Genomic DNA, 17,716 nt, shown 5'->3' on the forward strand with positions numbered 1-17,716 from the left:
CGGATTAAGCCTTTTTATGCTAATTGGAAGCATAGCAATCGCCTTAATCTTAATAGATATTTCTTTTCCTTTCGCTAAATAATGTGTAACTCATGACAGTATTCACAGTCATACAAGCGGGATTGCTTGTAGGTGGATGCGTTTTTATGATCATGCTACTGATGGCATGGCGTAGAAATCGTAAGCAGGAAGCACAAACTAAAATCCTCCCAATCGGCCTGATCGGTGGGGTGGCCAATTTCTGTGATACCTTGGGTATCGGCAGTTTTGCGATTAAAACCGCAGGTTATAAACAATTTAAATTGGTTGATGATCAGCTATTGCCCGGCACATTGAACTGTCAGGCGGTGATGGCGACGGTGTTTCAATCCCTGATCTTTTTGACGGCGGTAGACGTGGATCCCACCACCTTGGTGAGCATGGTGATTGCGGCGTGTTTAGGCGCGACGGTTGGTGCGCGTTTGGTCTCTGGTTGGGATCGTCAGCTGATCCGCATTGTAATGTGTGGTGCGTTACTCGTCATTGCTGGCATGATGCTGGCGGGGCAGTTGAAGCTGTTGCCATTAGGCGGTATGGCATTGGGGCTGACAGGGTGGAAACTGGCGATTGCGATTGCCGGTAATTTCCTGTTTGGTGCCTTGATGACCGTGGGGATAGGTTTGTATGCGCCGTGTATGACCATGGTGTACCTGCTGGGTATGCACCCATTAGCGGCTTTCCCGATCATGATGTGTTCGTGTGCCTTCCTGAGCTTCTTCTCCGCCGGTGGTTTTATTGTGCGTAACCGCATTAATAGCCGAGCTGCGCTGGTAGTCGCGATTACGGGCCCGATTGGTGTGGTGATTGCGGCGTACTTGGTGAAATCACTGGATATGCATGTATTGGCGTGGTTGGTGATTGGCGTGGTGTTGTACACGTCGTTGACTATGTTCCGTTCATGGCAACAAGGTCGCCCACAGGCGCAAAACGAGCCGGCTCCGTCACCGGTGTTATCCGGTTCTGACGCATAATCCTTCGTGCGTTGTATAAACGCAGCGATAGCAGAAAATAAAAAAGGTACGTGTGAGCGTACCTTTTTTTTGTCTGGCGTGTTGCGTAGAAAGCGATGATTTACTGAAAGTCACGGGTTTCCAGTGTATTGCCTGCGGGGGTGCAGACGAGTACCGAACCATGATCGTACCAGTCGCCCAGCACAATGCGGGTTGCCGGTTGTCCGTGCAAAGATAGTGCATGCACGTCCGGACGGTGCGTGTGGCCGTGGATCATCTGATGCACACCATATTCGGTCATCTTCGCAAGCACTTCATCGGGCGTGACATCCATGATGCTTTGGCTTTTGGCGCGATTATTTTTATGGCTGTTGCCACGCATTTTCTGCCCAATGTTCTGGCGAGTGCGTAATGGCAATCGGAAGAACAACCATTGAATGAAACGGTTATGGACTTTTTTCCGGTACTTCTGGTAAGCCTCATCCAGCGTACATAGCGTATCGCCATGCAGTACCAGGGTCGGGGTACCGTACAGGTCAATCACGGTGTGTTCAGGCAGTAGTTGGACACCCGTCTCGCGACTAAAGCGTTGGCCGATAAGAAAGTCGCGGTTGCCGTGAATGAAATAACACGGTACGCCACGATCGGTCAGCGCACGAAATGCCTGTTTGATCTGCTGGTGGAAGGGGGAGTCATCGTCATCACCGATCCACATTTCAAACAGATCGCCTAACACATACAGGGCATCGATGCCGTGCGTGTCGTGCGCCATAAAGCGCAGGAAGCAATCGGTAATGTCAGGACGGTCTGCACTGAGGTGCAAGTCTGCAATAAAGAGTGTTGTCATAAGAAAGAAAGGGGCGACACGCTGGTCACCCCTTGAGAAGAATTACTCTTCGATGGTTACGCTGTTGATGATCACTTCTTCAACAGGTACGTCCTGGTGTACGTAACCCCAGTTGCCTGTAGAAACCGCTTTGATCTTGTTCACAACGTCCATGCCTTCAACCACTTCAGCGAACACACAGTAACCCCAGCCATCAGGTGTTTCTGATTTGAAGTCTAGGAATTTGTTGTCGTTCACGTTGATGAAGAACTGAGAGCTTGCTGAGTGCGGCTCCATCGTACGTGCCATTGCCAGTGTGCCCACTTTGTTGCTTAGGCCGTTGTTAGCTTCGTTTTTGATCGGTGCGCGAGATTCTTTCTCTTCCATGCCAGATGCCATGCCGCCACCTTGGATCATGAAACCGTCGATTACACGGTGGAAAAGCGTACCGTTGTAGAAACCGTCACGGCAGTACTGCAGGAAGTTTTCACAAGTTACCGGTGCTTGTTCAGTGTTTAGTTGGATTTTGATGTCACCAAAAGTCGTGTGAAGCGTTACCATGAGCTTGTCCTTTAAATGGATGTTTATTGCTATAAACGTTGGATTCTATCTTACTGGTCTTAGCCGTCAATATTAACTGCCGCAGAGCTTGCGGTTGTGGCGATATCGTTGAAATATTCGCCCAAACTGTCGCGCGGTATTGTGCTTGGTATCACGTCAAGGCGGTATCAAGCACACCGATGATCTAACTATAGAAGATCCGCCCCAGATGCGGGTTATACGGCGCTTTTGTGGGCGTAAACGGCGTTAATATCTTCCGGTGGAAACTAGCTTATTGAGGTGGCTTGGGTATAATAAGTTTTCTATATTGTAACCCCAGAAAATGAGTATCTAAGAGACATGTTGAAGATCTATAACTCACTGACAAGACAGAAAGAGGAATTCAAACCCATCCAGCCTGGTAAAGTAGGCATGTATGTCTGTGGGGTTACCATTTACGATTTATGTCACATCGGCCATGGCCGTACTTTCGTGTCATTTGACGTGGTATCTCGCTACCTACGCTATTCAGGTTACGATTTGACGTTTGTGCGTAATATCACTGATATTGATGACAAAATCATTAAGCGTGCGGCAGAAAACGGCGAAAGCTGTGATTCACTGACGGCACGTCTGATCGGTGAAATGCATGCTGACTTTGATGCGCTGAACATGAAGCGTCCAGACATCGAGCCACGCGCGACCGATTTCATCGCAGAAATCATTGCCATGTGTGAGCGTCTGATTGAACGTGGTTTTGCTTACGTGGCAGACAACGGCGACGTGATGTTTGAAGTCAGCAAATTTGACGAGTACGGCAAGCTGTCTAAGCAAGACTTGGATCAGCTACAAGCGGGTGCGCGTGTTGACATCGAAACCGCTAAACGCAGCCCACTGGACTTCGTTCTGTGGAAGATGTCTAAGCCGGGTGAACCAACATGGGAATCGCCATGGGGCCCAGGCCGTCCAGGTTGGCACATTGAATGTTCAGCGATGAACTCTGCGATTTTGGGTGATCACTTCGACATCCATGGTGGTGGTTCAGATCTACAGTTCCCGCACCACGAAAACGAAATCGCGCAGTCTTGCTGTGCAACCGGTTCGAAGTACGTGAACACGTGGATGCACAGCGGCATGGTGATGGTTGACCGTGAAAAGATGTCAAAATCACTGGGCAACTTCTTCACTATCCGTGATGTATTGGCGCACTACGATGCAGAAACCGTGCGTTACTTCCTGATGTCTGGTCACTACCGTAGTCAGCTGAACTACAGCGAAGACAACCTGAAGCAAGCCCGTTCTGCGCTTGAGCGTCTGTACACGTCACTACGCGGTCTGGACGAAAGCGTGGCAGCGGCGGGTGGCGAAGCATTCATTGCACGCTTCACAGAAGCGATGGACGACGACTTCAACACACCAGAAGCGTACTCTGTACTGTTCGACATGGCGCGTGAAATCAACCGTCTGAAGAACGAAGACATGGCTGCAGCATCTGCACTGGGTGCACGTATGCGTGAACTGGCTGACATTCTGGGTCTATTGTCTCAAGAGCCTGAAGCCTTCCTGCAGAGCGGTGCCGGTGAAGATGACGACGTTGCAGAAATCGAAGCGTTGATCCAACAGCGTTTGGATGCACGTGCGGCGAAAGACTGGGCTGCAGCTGATGAAGCGCGTGACAAGCTAACGGCGATGGGCATCATCCTTGAAGATGGTCCACAAGGTACGACGTGGCGTCGTAAGTAATCGTCAGATTGCCCGTTTTCAGCCACTGCGCTGAAAAGCGAAAACAAAAAACCGGAGCCTAGACTCCGGTTTTTTTATGCTTGCAGATTGCCAATGCCCAAGCTTTACCTGTTCAGATTTACAAATGCTCAGGCAGCTCTGTGCCGCACTTTCGGCAATATTTGGCATCGGCTTCATGGCCGCTGGTGGAGCAGTTCATGCAGCGAATGAAATCTCGCTGGGTTTTCATTTCTTGGCTCAATTCAGCGGTGATGATCCCGGTCGGGACCGCCAAAATAGAGTAACCCAACAGCATGGTCAGTGATGCCAGTGCCTTGCCTAAATCCGTTTGCGGCACGATATCGCCGTAGCCCACCGTCGTAATGGTCACAATGGCCCAGTAAATGCTGATTGGAATACTGGTGAAGCCATTTTCCGGCCCTTCAATGATGTACAGCAGTGAGCCTAACACGGTCACCAAGATAGCCACTGTGCTGAAAAACACCAAGATTTTACGCTGTGCCATCAAGAGTGAACGCAGCAAGATGTTGGAATCTTTCAAAAATTGCGCCAGCTTGAGGATACGGAAAATACGCATCACGCGGATCAAGCGAAAAATCAGCAGATAGTTAGAGCCCGGCAGTAAGAAGGCCAAATAGCTCGGTAGTACGGCGATTAAATCAATAATGCCGTAGAAACTCTTGGCATACGCCCATGGCTTCGGTGAGCAGTAGAGGCGCAAGATGTACTCCGCAGTAAAGAGCAGGGTGAATGTCCATTCTAATACCGTAAGCAGGGTGCTGAATTCAGACTCAATCGTCTGTACGGACGAGAGGATCAAGATCAACTCTGAGCTGAGGATCGCACCGATCAGAACAATGTCAAAGTACTGCCCGGCTTTGGTCTGGGTGCCGAAAATGATTTGGTAAAGCCGCTGTTTGCGGGTGAGTGTGACCACTGGATTGCCTTTTCTTTGTTAGACGCGAAATTGAAATGTATTCACGAGGCCAAAATCGAAGCGCTATAGGATATAAAGGATTGACGATAGGGACAATGCAAGCAAGGGAATAGAGGACTATCTCACGGGATTTCTCGGGCAAGGGCACAGGATCGGCAATAAGATAAAGCACAAAGGTGGTGGTGACGCCCGCACGGTTAGGGTGTGAGCGTCAATATAACCTGCCGAGCTGAGCGTGTTATCCCGCCAGCCCAGGGAACAAAGCGCGCAAGCCGTTGGCGATAAATTCAATTCCCAATGCAGCCAGAATCAAGCCCATAATACGGGTGATCACGTTGATACCCGTTTGCCCCAATACGCGCACAATGAGAGGGGCGGCACGGAACAGTAACCAACAGCAGGTCGCAAAGACCCCAATCGTCACGGCAATGCCCACTGTACTGGCCAGATCCGGGTGACGAGAACCATACACAATGGTGGAACTGATCGCGCCGGGGCCGGCCATTAACGGCATGGCCAGTGGCACCACACCAATTTGCTCTCGGCTAATAGACTCAGAGCGTTCTTCTTTATTCTGCTTATCTTCCCCCAATTTACCGCTCATCATGGAAAACGCGATCGTCAGCAGCAGTAAACCGCCTGCGACACGGAAGGAATCCAGTGAAATACTGAACATATCCAGCAGCAATTGGCCGGCCAGCAGCGACACGGTCAGGATCACGGCCACACCGATGTTCGCGGTAAGAGCGGTTCGGTTTCGCTCTTCCGGGCTCATGTGATTAGTGAGGGACACAAATATCGGCATGATACCGACAGGGTTTACGGCGGCGATCAGGCCGACGAAAAACTGTAAAAAAATAGCAAGTTCAAGTGATGGCATAGGGATAACGGGTCTGACGGTAAGTAAAAACGATAGGACGTGTCCTTACTCAACAGGCATCAGTGGGAACGGATAGCGGCAGGGTCGACAGCAAAGGCCGGTGAACGCGACAAATTGAGTGTCCTTCCATTGAACGTTTACATCGCACGACTGTTGATCGGCGATACTTTAATCTAATTGTATGAAATCGACCAATTAAAAATAGTTATCCAGCCCGTAATGAAAAGTTATTTATGATGTTCTTGTTACTGGGCTGTAAAAAGGGCGGGTTTTCACATACTCTTATCTGGGTAGATGTTGTGCTACAAAAAACTATTCACAGCAGTGCAAGCAGAAAAACAACTGTGATTTATGTCACAACAGCAGTGAATTGTGATCGTTTATGTAGGTTTATTACGTAAAATACAGGGCGTAAGGGCAGAGCGGTTTACATCTTATGTGCATCATAAAAACGACGTGGTCACAAAATGTACGCCAAATCGTTGTTTTTTGTATGATAAAGCTCTTGTTTTGACAAAATTGCCACATCGATAGCCGAAAGTGATCCAAATCAATTTTTTTCGCGGTGTGAAAGAATATAATCAGTTTTGAAAGCAATTTACTAAGAATGTGTGTTACCAAATTGTTTGAGCGGGATGCTCTTCGGTAACTCAAAGGATGTAGAACGTATCCTTACTAAAAAGTTTTCAATATTAAGTTAGGAGTTAACTATGCCTGTAACTAACGTGGCTGAACTAGATGCAATGATTGCACGCGTAAAAGCGGCTCAGAAAGAGTTTGCGACTTACTCTCAAGAGCAAGTTGACAAGATCTTCCGCGCAGCTTCTCTTGCAGCGAACAATGCACGTATTCCTCTAGCTCAGCAGGCTGTTGCTGAATCTGGTATGGGTATTGTTGAAGATAAGGTTATCAAAAACCACTTCGCTTCAGAATTTATCTACAACAAATATAAAGACGAAAAAACTTGCGGTATTTTGGAAGAGAACGAAGAGTTCGGCACCATGACTATCGCAGAGCCTGTTGGCATCATCTGTGGTATCGTTCCAACAACGAACCCAACGTCTACTGCGATCTTTAAATCGCTTATCTCTCTAAAAACGCGTAACGCGATCATCTTCTCTCCACACCCACGTGCGAAAAACTCAACCAACGACGCTGCTAAGCTTGTGCTTGACGCTGCTGTTGCTGCGGGTGCACCAAAAGACATCATCGGTTGGATCGACCAGCCATCTGTAGAGCTTTCAAATGCGCTGATGAAGCACGATGACATCAACCTGATCCTTGCTACGGGTGGTCCAGGCATGGTGAAAGCGGCTTACTCTTCTGGTAAACCAGCTATCGGTGTTGGTGCAGGTAACGTACCTGTTGTTATCGATGAAACTGCTGACGTTAAGCGTGCGGTTGCTTCTGTACTGATGTCTAAAACGTTTGATAACGGTGTAGTGTGTGCGTCTGAGCAGGCAGTTATCGTTATGGATGAAGTGTACGACGAAGTGAAAGCACGTTTTGCTTCTCACAACGGTTACGTACTGACTGCTTCTGAAGCAGACAAAGTTCGTAAAGTTCTGCTTATCAACGGTGCTCTAAACGCAGACATCGTTGGCCAGCCAGCGACTAAGATTGCTGAAATGGCAGGCGTGAAAGTACCAGCTAACACTAAGATCCTTATCGGTGAAGGTGTAGAAGTGAAGTACGAAGACGAATTCGCTCACGAAAAACTGTCTCCAACACTGGGTATGTTCCGTGCGTCTTCTTTCGAGAACGCCGTAGAGCAAGCTGTTAAGATGGTAGAAATCGGCGGTATCGGTCACACATCTGGTCTATACACAAACCAAGATGTTAACGCTGACCGTATCAAGTACTTCGGTGACAAACTGAAGACTGCACGTATTCTTGTAAACATCCCAACCACACACGGTGGTATCGGTGACCTTTACAACTTCAACGTTGCGCCTTCTCTGACTCTTGGTTGTGGCTCATGGGGTGGTAACTCTATCTCTGAGAACGTAGGTCCTAAGCACCTTATCAACAAGAAGACAGTAGCGAAGCGAGCAGAGAATATGTTGTGGCACAAACTACCTAAATCTATCTACTTCCGTCGTGGTAGCCTTCCAATCGCACTAAGCGACTTAGAAGGTAAGAAGCGTGCATTCCTTGTGACTGACCGTTTCCTATTCAACAACGGTTACGCAGACGAAGTGGTTTCACTTCTGAAAGCACAAGGCATTGAAGTTCAGACATTCTTCGACGTAGAAGCGGATCCAACGCTATCTGTTGTTGAGAAAGGTGCTGCAGCAATGCAGAGCTTCCAGCCTGACGTTATCCTAGCACTTGGTGGTGGTTCACCAATGGATGCGGCGAAGATCATGTGGGTAATGTACGAGCACCCAGAAACGCATTTCGAAGAACTAGCAATGCGCTTTATGGACATCCGTAAGCGTATCTACAAGTTCCCTAAAATGGGTAAGAAAGCTGAGCTTGTATGTATCACTACCACTTCAGGTACGGGTTCAGAAGTTACACCATTCGCTGTTGTAACTGACGACAAGACTGGCGCTAAGTACCCACTGGCTGACTACGAGCTAACACCACAAATGGCTATCGTTGATGCGAACCTTGTGATGAACATGCCTAAGTCGCTAACAGCATTCGGTGGTTACGATGCGGTTACTCACGCACTAGAAGCTTACGTATCTGTTCTTGCGAACGAATACTCTGACGGCCAGGCACTACAAGCACTTAAGATGCTAAAAGAGTACCTACCTTCAAGCTACGCGAACGGTGCTAACGACCCAATCGCACGTGAGAAAGTACACAACGCAGCAACTATCGCGGGTATCGCGTTTGCGAACGCCTTCCTAGGTGTATGTCACTCAATGGCACACAAACTGGGTGCGGAATTCCACCTACCACACGGTCTAGCAAACGCATTGCTAATCTCTAACGTGGTACGTTACAACGCAAACGACAACCCAACTAAGCAGACTGCATTCTCTCAGTACGACCGTCCTCAAGCACGTCGTCGTTACGCTGAAGTTGCGGATCACCTAGGCCTATCTCAGCCAGGCGACCGCACTGCAGAGAAGATTGAGCGTCTACTAGCATGGTTGGACGAGCTGAAAGTGGCTCTTGATATCCCAATGTCTATCCAGGCAGCTGGCGTACCAGAAGCGGACTTCCTAGCGAAAGTTGATGAGCTATCAGTAGAAGCGTTCGATGACCAGTGTACTGGTGCGAACCCACGCTACCCACTGATCAGCGAGCTGAAAGATGTGCTAACAGCGGCTTACTACGGTAACGCATACGTTGAAGGTGAAACATTTGAAGGCACAACAGTGATCAAGAAGTCTGAGCCTGTTGAAGCAGCGAAGCCTGCGAAAGCAAAAAAAGCAGACAAAGCTGAAGCATAATCATTGTTAAGCTAGCGCACTGAATAACATTTTAGCCCGCCACTTTGGCGGGCTTTTTTACGTCTGGTGAAAAGTGGGGAAATACACAGGGGCGAGTTTACGAGTTGCGAGTGCCGAGTAAAAGCGAAAGACAAGGGGGAAAGTAGTAAAGGTTTTGATGGGAGGAGTGTCGAGAAAACGCAGAGAGAGAAAAAGCGGGTTTCACACAAGGAAGAGATGTGGTGGTGTCAGCCGTGTCTGTGGCGGGCATTGATCGCCTCGCCACAGTATCGCGACAGGTTAGCTGACTTCGGCTTCAATCATACGGCCATTGAAATAGTCATTGGCGACGATGTATTCCGCGCTGCGCACAATTTCGTATTGTAGCGGAGAGCTCAGCAGTGGGTAGTGGGCGGCATTGTCATCATCGCGGCTTAATGGCACGACGCCGCCGACCCGAATATTAAACTCCGCTAACTCTTTGGCCCAGCTGGCGGTAAGGCCGGAGACCACGGCTTTGGATCCGCTGTTCAATGATGGATAGTGGCAATCATCGTTCAACGCCAGATTGATGATCACCCCTTGGCGATGGTGTTGGCGCATGTAATGGGCGGTGTGCTGACCAAACAAGAAAAACGGTGCCACGGAATCGGCTAAACATTGGCTGAATTGATCCACCGATGTTGGCCCGAGTAACGAGGGCAGTGGGGTGCTGAGCCAACAGTTTAGCAGCACATCAATTTTGCCGAATTGCTCATCAATGGCGCTGATCAGCGCGGCGATGCTTTGCTCATCATGGTGGGCAACCACATACGACTGGCAATCTGCCTGAATCGTCTGGCAAGCACTGAGTGTGTCAGCCAGAGCGGCTTTGTCGTGATCCACCAGGGCGATTTGCGCGCCAAGCGTGGAAAAATGTAAGGCGATAGCTTTACCCAGCGGGCTGCCTGCGGCAGTAACGAGTATGACTGATTGTGCAATATTCATAACGTTCTTATCCTTTCAGGGTGATGCCCGCGTACTGAGCATGGGATCGTCGGCAATGTAAACACTGTGTGTATGAGGCCGTGGTATTGTCGTATATGGTGTTTTCTGCTGAATATCGCCATAACGTTCCCCTTTTATTACTGTTTCATCTGACAGTACGAGGATATGGCTGGAATAACTGTGAAAAAGCACCCATTCCCCGAAGGCTCGTTATAAAATGTTAGTGAACTGTGATCATCGTGCCGTATCGTGATGGCAAAGCTATGAAGGGGGTCACGAAATAAACATACCTCTATCGATAAGGTATATTGGGTGTGGGGATATTAAGTGGTGGTGGATTAGGCCAGACGCATTTCTGCAAAGCGCTTGGCTTGCAGTAGCGACAAGTACAAATCTTGTGGCGAAGCCGGGACGCGGGTGGTTTCTGTCGGTGGCAACAAACGACGTTCATGGCCTGACAGGTTGTGATAAAGCTCTTCCGGCATGCCTTTGGTGCCTTGTGGCGGGTAGGTCAGAGCCGTTGGCTGTAAGCCGCTCAAGAGACGCACATCAGCCAAGCCACTGTCATGAAAGGCCTGTGCCTGACGTGCACTGTGTTCGTAACAGTGCTCGGTGCTGCTCAGTGGCGTTGCCGGCGGCAATTCAAAATAGGCGCGCAGTTCGCTTTCGGTTTTCCCTTCTGCAGGCGGCGCGTCCAGCGGGGTGGTTTCCAGCAGATCCGGTGACAGCATCGCCAGCATCAAAGCAAAGTCGGCACGACGCCCACCTTCAACCGCATGGCTGAGGTGACTGCCGAGCTGCACTTCATGAATCAGCTGTGCTTTATCTAAGGTATGGATCTGCATGTCTGCCCGTTTATCTCATTGAGTCGCGAATGGCGTGATGCCATCGTATATAGCGTATCGGTACGGGCAGACATTTCTTTAGCACAAAGGCGGAATTTTTTCGGTGCTTACGCTTGTGCCTGTTGCTGGGCCAATGCGTGTACCGCCTCGGTAATGCGGCGCAAGGCCTCATTCAAGGTGTCGGTGTGGCAGGCAAAGTTCAGACGCACAAATTGCGGGTTACCGAAATCAGCACCCGGCGAGACACCCACACCGGCTTGCTCAAAGAATTTGAACGGTGAGGCGACCGGTAGTTCGCTGGCATCAATCCACGCCAGATATGTCCCCTCAATCGGATGCAGGGTCAGGTAGGGTAGCGCATTGATGGTCTCTTCCAGTTTCTGCTTGTGCTGACGCAGCAAAGCCAGTTGTTCATCCAGCCAGACTTGTCCGTGTTCATAAGCCGCTTCAGCCGCCGTGTAAGCCAGTACGTTCACATCCGGCACAATGCCGGCCTTGGCTTTCACAAAGGCGCGGCGCAGGGTCGGGTTCGGAATAATCGCCATCGAGGCACCCAGGCCCGCAATGTTGAAGGTTTTGCTTGGCGCGATCAGGGTGATCGAGCGTTGTGCAGCCTGCTCACGGATGCTGGCAAACGGAATGTGCTGGCAATTGGGATCCAAAATCAAATCACTGTGGATTTCATCCGAGCACACCACCAAGTCATGTTTTTCCGCAAAGTCACACACCGCTTCTAACTCATGACGGCGGTACACGGTGCCACCCGGATTCAGCGGGTTACAAAACAGCAGCAGTTGGCTGTCAGGCGTCACGGCGTCATCTTGCAGTGCCAGCAGCCAGCGTTGATCATTCAGTGTGATCGGCAGCGGCTGATAGCTGCGCTCACCCAGTTTGACTGCTTGCTTGAACGGCGGGTAAATCGGGGTCGGACACAATACGCCGCCATTGGTTTGTGTGGTAGCGCGCACACTGAGGTTGATGCCGCATACCAGTCCAGGCAGGTAGACAATCCAGTCCGGTTCAATGTGCCATTGGTAAAGGCGGGCCATGCGGTCAACCAGCAGCTGGGTTAAATGGGCCGGCGCACTGCCGTAGCCAAACACACCGTGATCCACATGACAGTGCAGGGCATCGGTAATGGCCTCTGGTACTTTGAAGTCACTGTCGGCGATCCACATCGGCAGGATGTCCTGACCTTGGTATTTTTGCCATTTAATGCTGTTGCTTTGGGTACGGTCTACCGATTGTGAAAAAGGCGATTCAGTGGCCATGTCAGATCCTTGAACGAAAAAAAGAGTGAGGGAGGTATTATCGCTAAACCAGAGAGAAGAAAAAGCCCTACCGTGTGGCAGGGCTAAATAGGATGGACGAGATACCTCACAGTCTGAGGGGGAAATCAGAATTGTGATTTACTGCCAAATTGCTCGGCGGCGTACGCGACACGCTCTTCGGGTGTCAGCGGTTTGGCTGGCGTGCCGAGGTTTTCAATGTGCTTCAGGCGCGGCAATAAGCCACAGCCATTGGCAATTTGGATAGCAAGACCGGGGCGGGCATTCAATTCCAGCACCATCGGGCCTTTGGATTTGTCTAACACCATGTCGGTGCCCATGTAACCCAAGCCTGTCATCTCCCACGCGCTGGAGGCTAGCGTCAGCAGTTTTTCCCAGTTCGGTACCGAGAGTTCGCTCAGCAAGCGGTCAGTATCGGGGTGACGTTCAATTGGCTGGTTAAACTGTACGGCACGAATGGCTTTACCGGTGGCGATATCAATACCGACACCCACCGCCCCTTGGTGCAGGTTCGCTTTACCGTCAGAGGCCGCCGTTGAGCAGCGCATCATGGCCATGACCGGGTAGCCTTTGAACACGATCACGCGCACATCCGGTACACCCTCATAACTGAAGCCGTCAAAGACATCATCAAACTGGATCAGGTTTTCCACCATAGCCACATCGTTTTTCCCCCCGAGCGAGAACAAGCCCGCCAGGGTATTGGTGATGTGACGTTCAACGTCTTCACGGTTGATCTCTGCGCCAGACGGTTTCACGTAGATCCCGTCTTTGTGCTTCACGATCACCAAAATGCCTTTACCGCCTGAGCCCTGTGCCGGTTTGATCACAAAGCCCGGCCAGTCTTTGACCATGTCGTGGATGGTTTTCACATCCACCTGACTGCCAATCACACCAATCAATTCCGGTACCGTGGCACCAGCTTGTTGTGCGATCAGTTTGGTTTTGAGCTTGTCATCCACCAACGGGTAGAGGCTACGGTTGTTGTAGCGCCCGATGTAGCTGTGGTTTCGCTTATTCATGCCCATGATACCGCGCTGACGCAGTTTCCATGGACTGGTGAATCGAGACAGGAATGACTGCATATCAGTCCTCCGTCAGCGGCTTAAAGCGACGCAGTTCACTCAAGCGGTAACCGGTGTAGTTACCCAGCATCAGGATCACAGCCAAAATGATTAACTGCATACCGATGAAGTTAAAGGTTAAGTGACGCACCAGTGGGTTAGTCATCGCTAAGTAAACAAAGACGGCCGTCAGTAGCGAACCACCACCTTGGATCAGGACTTCTTTCGCGCCTTCTTCTTCCCACAGGATAGACATACGTTCAATGGTCCATGACAAGATGATCATCGGGAAGAAAGTGATGGTTAAGCCTTCTACCAGACCAATCTTGAACGCCACCACGGTGAAGACCGAAATAATCATGATCACCGTGATGATCACGGCGGATATTCGCGCCACCAAGAGCAAGTTCAGCTTCGACAGGTAACTTCGAATGATCAGACCGGTACCGACTATCAGCAAGAAGCCCAGAATACCGGTGACTAACTGTGTCTGTACGAAGGCCACGGCGATCAGTACCGGCATGAAGGTACCGGAGGTTTTCAGGCCGACAATGATACGCAGGAAGACCACGATCAGGGCGCCGATCGGTACCAGCATGATGGTCTTGAACATCGCTTGTTCTTCCACCGGCAAGCTGTGGATAGAGAAGTTCAGCAGATCTTCGGCTTGGACTTTCTCCCGTGTTGCTTGCTGCGGGGTGATGTCTTGCGCGATGATCGAGAAACTGATGTTGGAGTTACGTCCGCCCACCACATCCAGCAGAGAATGGCCTTGCTGGTTCCAGATCAGGACGTTATCGGGCTGACCTTCCTGACCGGTTTGCAGGTCAAACAGCTCCCAGCGTCCACCGTCCCACACTTCGACCATCGGAGTGATGCTTTGACGACGACGCCCGTCTTCCAATTGCAAGCCACCGACGATACGGGCATGGATTTTCTCCAGTGACAGTAAGCTGGTGATCGCTTGTTCACGGCTGAGGCTGTTCAGCAGCAGCGCCGCGTTCTGGTTGTTGCGGTCGTTAAATTGTTTGATCAGCTCGCGGGTCAAGGTGATGTTGTCAGAAGAGAGACTGCGGGCTTGAGCAAGCAGGGCATTGGCGGCCGTTTGCTGCGGGTTATCCAGTGTCACCGCCATGGTGTCACCTTTTGGCGGCACAGGCGTGTAAGACGCTTGATCGTCGACCAGCATCTGGGTTTTGTAATACAGGATCTGTTTACCGGTCGCTTCACGGATCGACCATTCAGCACGACGGCCTTTTTTGGTGTCGATCAGTGCAACGCCATAACCTGGCGAGGACGTACTTTCATCAATTTGGGTAAACCCTTGCTGGGTTTCCGGTGCCGCCATCGAGACTTTGACCGGATCGCCAATTGCATCAAATTCAATGCGGGCTTCGAGTTCCCACAGCGCACGTTCTTCACCCGGTGTCCAAGGCACGCCGTACACTTCATGACGGTACAGGCTTAGCGCAGACCCGACAATGACCAGCAGCGTTATAAGAAAGTAGAACGGGATTCTTGATGTCATGACATCCTCATCAATATTTTGTTATTAGTTTTTTTGTACTTGTTGTGCCTGTTGTTCATCCATGCCTTGAACAAACTTTTTACCGACGTCAACAAGGGCGATGTCTTTGAAAAATTCACGGCCTAATAATACTGGATAGGTCATTTGTGTACGATCTGCCAAGGTAAATTGTGTTTTTTCATGCAGCTGACCCAATTTAACCCACACATCAATCACCGGACGGCGTACCGGCTCTTCGGTGCTGGCTTGGCGAATTTTCACCCAACGCACAACGGGCGCTTCGATGATGCCGGCATCTTCTGGCACTTCATCGTTAGTATGATTCAGGTGGAAACGGGCCCACTCTTTACCATCACGCTCAAAAATCTGAATATCGGTTGCGCTCAGGGAAGAGGTGGTGGCGCCGGTGTCGACACGGGCTTTAAAGAAAGACTTCACGGAATCGAGCCATACCCACTCTTCTTCACCCAGGATCACTTTGCCGTGGGCAACACGAGGGTCGGACTCAGTCTCGGTCGGGATAGGTTGGGGTTTGGTCGGTGCTGCCGAGGCTTGCGCTAGGCGCATTGCAGCATTGGTCTGTCCCAATTGCTTGGAGACCGTGGTGAGTTCTTTTTCGAGCTTGGCAATCGACGTCTGTTGGTCATCGATTTGTTTAATCATGGTCGCAAGTTGAAAATTGACCCGATCTTCCATGGTGTTGATCGCCAGCATGGTTTGGTCATGTTCCTGCTGAGGGGTCATGGTACAGCCAGATAGGATCGCAAGGGTCAGTAGTGGTACACAGCGGTGAAGCATTCTCTCTCCCAAAGCACTTCTTTTTTCTTTAAGCGGCAATATTTTAGCGTACAAAAAGGGATGCGAACAGCATCCCTTGTCAGTACTTAGTCAGGATTTCGTGCAATCAGTACAGCACGTTTAGGCGCAGGGTAACCTTCGATGGTTTTTGAAGGATCCGCTGGGTCTAAATATTCTGGTAGTGAGTTGTTGGTCATCCAGTCGGTAGAGCGTTGCTCATCCGTGGTGGTCACACACTCATCCACAATGCGCACGTCAACCAAGCCGCATTTCTCCATCCATACTTTCAGCGCTTTGGCTGATGGGAAGAAATACACGTTGTGCATCTGTGCGTAACGGTGGGTCGGTACCAGTACCGCGTTCTCGTCACCGTCAATCACCAAGGTTTCCAAAATCAGCTCGCCGTCTTTGCGCAGCTGGTTTTTCAGTTGGATGATGTGATCCAGCGGTGAACGGCGGTGGTACAGCACGCCCATGCTAAAGACAGTATCAAACGCTTTCAGCTCTGGCAGCTGCTCAATACCCAGTGGTAGCAGGTAAGCGCGGTCATCGCCGCCCATCAGGCGTTTGATGGCTTCAAACTGGATCAGGAACAGGTTAGACGGGTCGATACCCACGGTCAGTTTTGCCCCTTCACCCAGCATGCGCCACATGTGGTAGCCGTTACCACAGCCCACATCCAGCACGCTACGGCCTTTCAGTGGAGAAATGTGCGGCAATACGCGATCCCATTTCCAGTCTGAACGCCACTCGGTATCGATATGAATATCGTGCACGGTGTACGGGCCTTTACGCCATGGGTGAAGCAAACGTAGCAGGCTTTCCAGGCGTTTTTGTTCACCTTCAGCAATCGACGTGGTGTTGCTTAGGCTGACCGCATTTTTCAGATCGATGTTGTCTGGCTTGTCAGTCGGGAATTTATTCAGCGCACGCATCCAACGGCCCATGTCGCCGTGGGCTTCTGCTTCCCAGTCACTCATCTGCTTTGGCAGGGTGTTCAGCCATGGGCGTAGGGTGTCGTGCTGGGCAATGAGTTGGTAAAACTCAGAAAAACTAAACATAAAAACGGGTAACCTTATTTAATCGCAAACATCGAACCGAAATTGAAACACTGGAACCAGACTTCAGAGCTGCTAAAGCCAATGGATTTGAAGCGTTCTTTGTGGGTGTCGATGCTGTCAGGGCGCATCACATTTTCGATGGCACTGCGTTTTTGACTGATCTCTAATTCACTGTAGCCATTGGCACGTTTAAAGTCGTGGTGGAGATCGATCAGTAGCTCGTGCGCGCGTTCATCGTCAAAGATGTACTTTTCAGACAGGATCAGCATCCCGCCCGGGCGCAAGCCAGCGTAGATTTTTTCCAGCAGCTTGTAGCGATCTTCCGGCGCTAAGAACTGCAGTGTGAAGTTCAATACCACCACGGATGCATCTTGGATGTCGATTTCACGGATATCGGCTTCAATGACCGTGACCGGCGTGTCTGAACGGTAGGCATCAATGTGCAGGCGGCAGCGTTCTACCATGGCGCTAGAGTTGTCGACTGCAATGATCTGGCAGCCTTCTTGATTGATGTGACGGCGCATAGACAGCGTCGCCGCACCGAGGGAGCAGCCGAGGTCGTAGACGTTAGAGTGCGGCTTGGCAAATCGCTCGGCCAGCATGCCGATAGCGGAAATAATGTTGCTGTAACCCGGTACGGAACGCTGGATCATGTCCGGGAACACTTCGGCAACACGCGCATCAAAGGTGAAATCACCCAGTTTTTCGATAGGTGCTGCAAAAATATTGTCGTGACCTGCCATTCTCACGAACCTCATAAATGTATAAAGAACTGGGATTCCAATAATCGAGGTATGGGCATTTTACCGCTTCTTTCGCGTTGCACACATACCGGGTGAT

The 17,716-nt window shown here is 50.5% G+C and carries 15 protein-coding genes; 3 read left to right on the forward strand and 12 right to left on the reverse strand.

The features are described from left to right. Positions 1-92 precede the first annotated feature (92 nt). Complete coding sequence (locus ABT58_RS14005; protein ID WP_047875041.1) at positions 93-1,010, forward strand: sulfite exporter TauE/SafE family protein; 918 nt, start codon at positions 93-95, stop codon at positions 1,008-1,010. 100 nt (positions 1,011-1,110) lie between these two features. Here the strand turns inward: ABT58_RS14005 and lpxH are convergent, their stop codons facing one another. Both lpxH and ABT58_RS14015 read right to left on the reverse strand, forming a co-directional pair. Further along, positions 1,111-1,836: a UDP-2,3-diacylglucosamine diphosphatase gene (gene lpxH, locus ABT58_RS14010; RefSeq protein WP_047875042.1), complete on the reverse strand. Its 726-nt coding sequence runs from the start codon at positions 1,834-1,836 to the stop codon at positions 1,111-1,113. A 42-nt stretch (positions 1,837-1,878) separates the two neighbouring features. Further along, the gene (locus tag ABT58_RS14015) at positions 1,879-2,376 is read right to left on the reverse strand and encodes a peptidylprolyl isomerase (protein ID WP_047875043.1); all 498 of its coding nucleotides are present in this window, start codon (positions 2,374-2,376) and stop codon (positions 1,879-1,881) included. A 339-nt stretch (positions 2,377-2,715) separates the two neighbouring features. Between ABT58_RS14015 and cysS the strand changes: the two genes are divergently transcribed. Beyond that, positions 2,716-4,098 (forward strand): cysteine--tRNA ligase, encoded by a 1,383-nt coding sequence (cysS, locus tag ABT58_RS14020; protein ID WP_047875044.1) that lies wholly within the window; start codon positions 2,716-2,718, stop codon positions 4,096-4,098. Positions 4,099-4,216: 118 nt separating this feature from the next. On the opposite strand, the gene ABT58_RS14025 is transcribed toward cysS, so the two are convergent. Together ABT58_RS14025 and ABT58_RS14030 are read right to left on the reverse strand one after the other, a co-directional pair. After that, positions 4,217-5,035 carry an ion transporter gene (locus tag ABT58_RS14025; protein ID WP_047875045.1) on the reverse strand — a complete coding sequence of 273 codons (819 nt, stop codon included), beginning with the start codon at positions 5,033-5,035 and terminating at the stop codon, positions 4,217-4,219. Between the two features lie 238 nt (positions 5,036-5,273). Then, positions 5,274-5,915: a YchE family NAAT transporter gene (locus ABT58_RS14030; RefSeq protein ID WP_047875046.1), complete on the reverse strand. Its 642-nt coding sequence runs from the start codon at positions 5,913-5,915 to the stop codon at positions 5,274-5,276. Between the two features lie 710 nt (positions 5,916-6,625). On the opposite strand from ABT58_RS14030, the gene adhE reads away from it, so the two are divergent. Continuing rightward, positions 6,626-9,325, forward strand: a complete 2,700-nt coding sequence (adhE, locus tag ABT58_RS14035) for a bifunctional acetaldehyde-CoA/alcohol dehydrogenase (RefSeq protein WP_047875047.1) — start codon at positions 6,626-6,628, stop codon at positions 9,323-9,325. Between the two features lie 279 nt (positions 9,326-9,604). On the opposite strand, the gene ABT58_RS14040 is transcribed toward adhE, so the two are convergent. The 8 genes from ABT58_RS14040 to cmoA form a co-directional block, all read right to left on the reverse strand. Further along, positions 9,605-10,291, reverse strand: coding sequence for an SDR family oxidoreductase (locus tag ABT58_RS14040; RefSeq protein ID WP_047875048.1), 687 nt, complete (start codon positions 10,289-10,291; stop codon positions 9,605-9,607). Between the two features lie 338 nt (positions 10,292-10,629). Beyond that, entirely contained in the window at positions 10,630-11,136 is a 507-nt protein-coding gene (locus tag ABT58_RS14045) for a VC2046/SO_2500 family protein (protein WP_047875049.1), read from the reverse strand. 107 nt (positions 11,137-11,243) lie between these two features. Then, positions 11,244-12,407: a MalY/PatB family protein gene (locus ABT58_RS14050; protein WP_047875050.1), complete on the reverse strand. Its 1,164-nt coding sequence runs from the start codon at positions 12,405-12,407 to the stop codon at positions 11,244-11,246. A gap of 125 nt (positions 12,408-12,532) precedes the next feature. Continuing rightward, positions 12,533-13,510: an alpha-L-glutamate ligase-like protein gene (locus ABT58_RS14055; RefSeq protein WP_047875051.1), complete on the reverse strand. Its 978-nt coding sequence runs from the start codon at positions 13,508-13,510 to the stop codon at positions 12,533-12,535. A 1-nt stretch (position 13,511) separates the two neighbouring features. Beyond that, positions 13,512-15,017, reverse strand: coding sequence for an inactive transglutaminase family protein (locus tag ABT58_RS14060; protein WP_047875052.1), 1,506 nt, complete (start codon positions 15,015-15,017; stop codon positions 13,512-13,514). 24 nt (positions 15,018-15,041) lie between these two features. Beyond that, on the reverse strand, positions 15,042-15,815 hold the full coding sequence (locus ABT58_RS14065) for an ATP-dependent zinc protease family protein (protein WP_047875053.1): 774 nt from the start codon (positions 15,813-15,815) through the stop codon (positions 15,042-15,044). Positions 15,816-15,901: 86 nt separating this feature from the next. Further along, the gene (cmoB, locus tag ABT58_RS14070; RefSeq protein WP_047875054.1) at positions 15,902-16,876 is read right to left on the reverse strand and encodes a tRNA 5-methoxyuridine(34)/uridine 5-oxyacetic acid(34) synthase CmoB; all 975 of its coding nucleotides are present in this window, start codon (positions 16,874-16,876) and stop codon (positions 15,902-15,904) included. A gap of 14 nt (positions 16,877-16,890) precedes the next feature. After that, on the reverse strand, positions 16,891-17,619 hold the full coding sequence (gene cmoA, locus ABT58_RS14075) for a carboxy-S-adenosyl-L-methionine synthase CmoA (RefSeq protein ID WP_047875055.1): 729 nt from the start codon (positions 17,617-17,619) through the stop codon (positions 16,891-16,893). Between the last annotated feature and the right edge of the window lie 97 nt (positions 17,620-17,716).

It is taken from the genome of Photobacterium aphoticum, from assembly GCF_001029435.1.
Classification (GTDB): domain Bacteria; phylum Pseudomonadota; class Gammaproteobacteria; order Enterobacterales; family Vibrionaceae; genus Photobacterium; species Photobacterium aphoticum.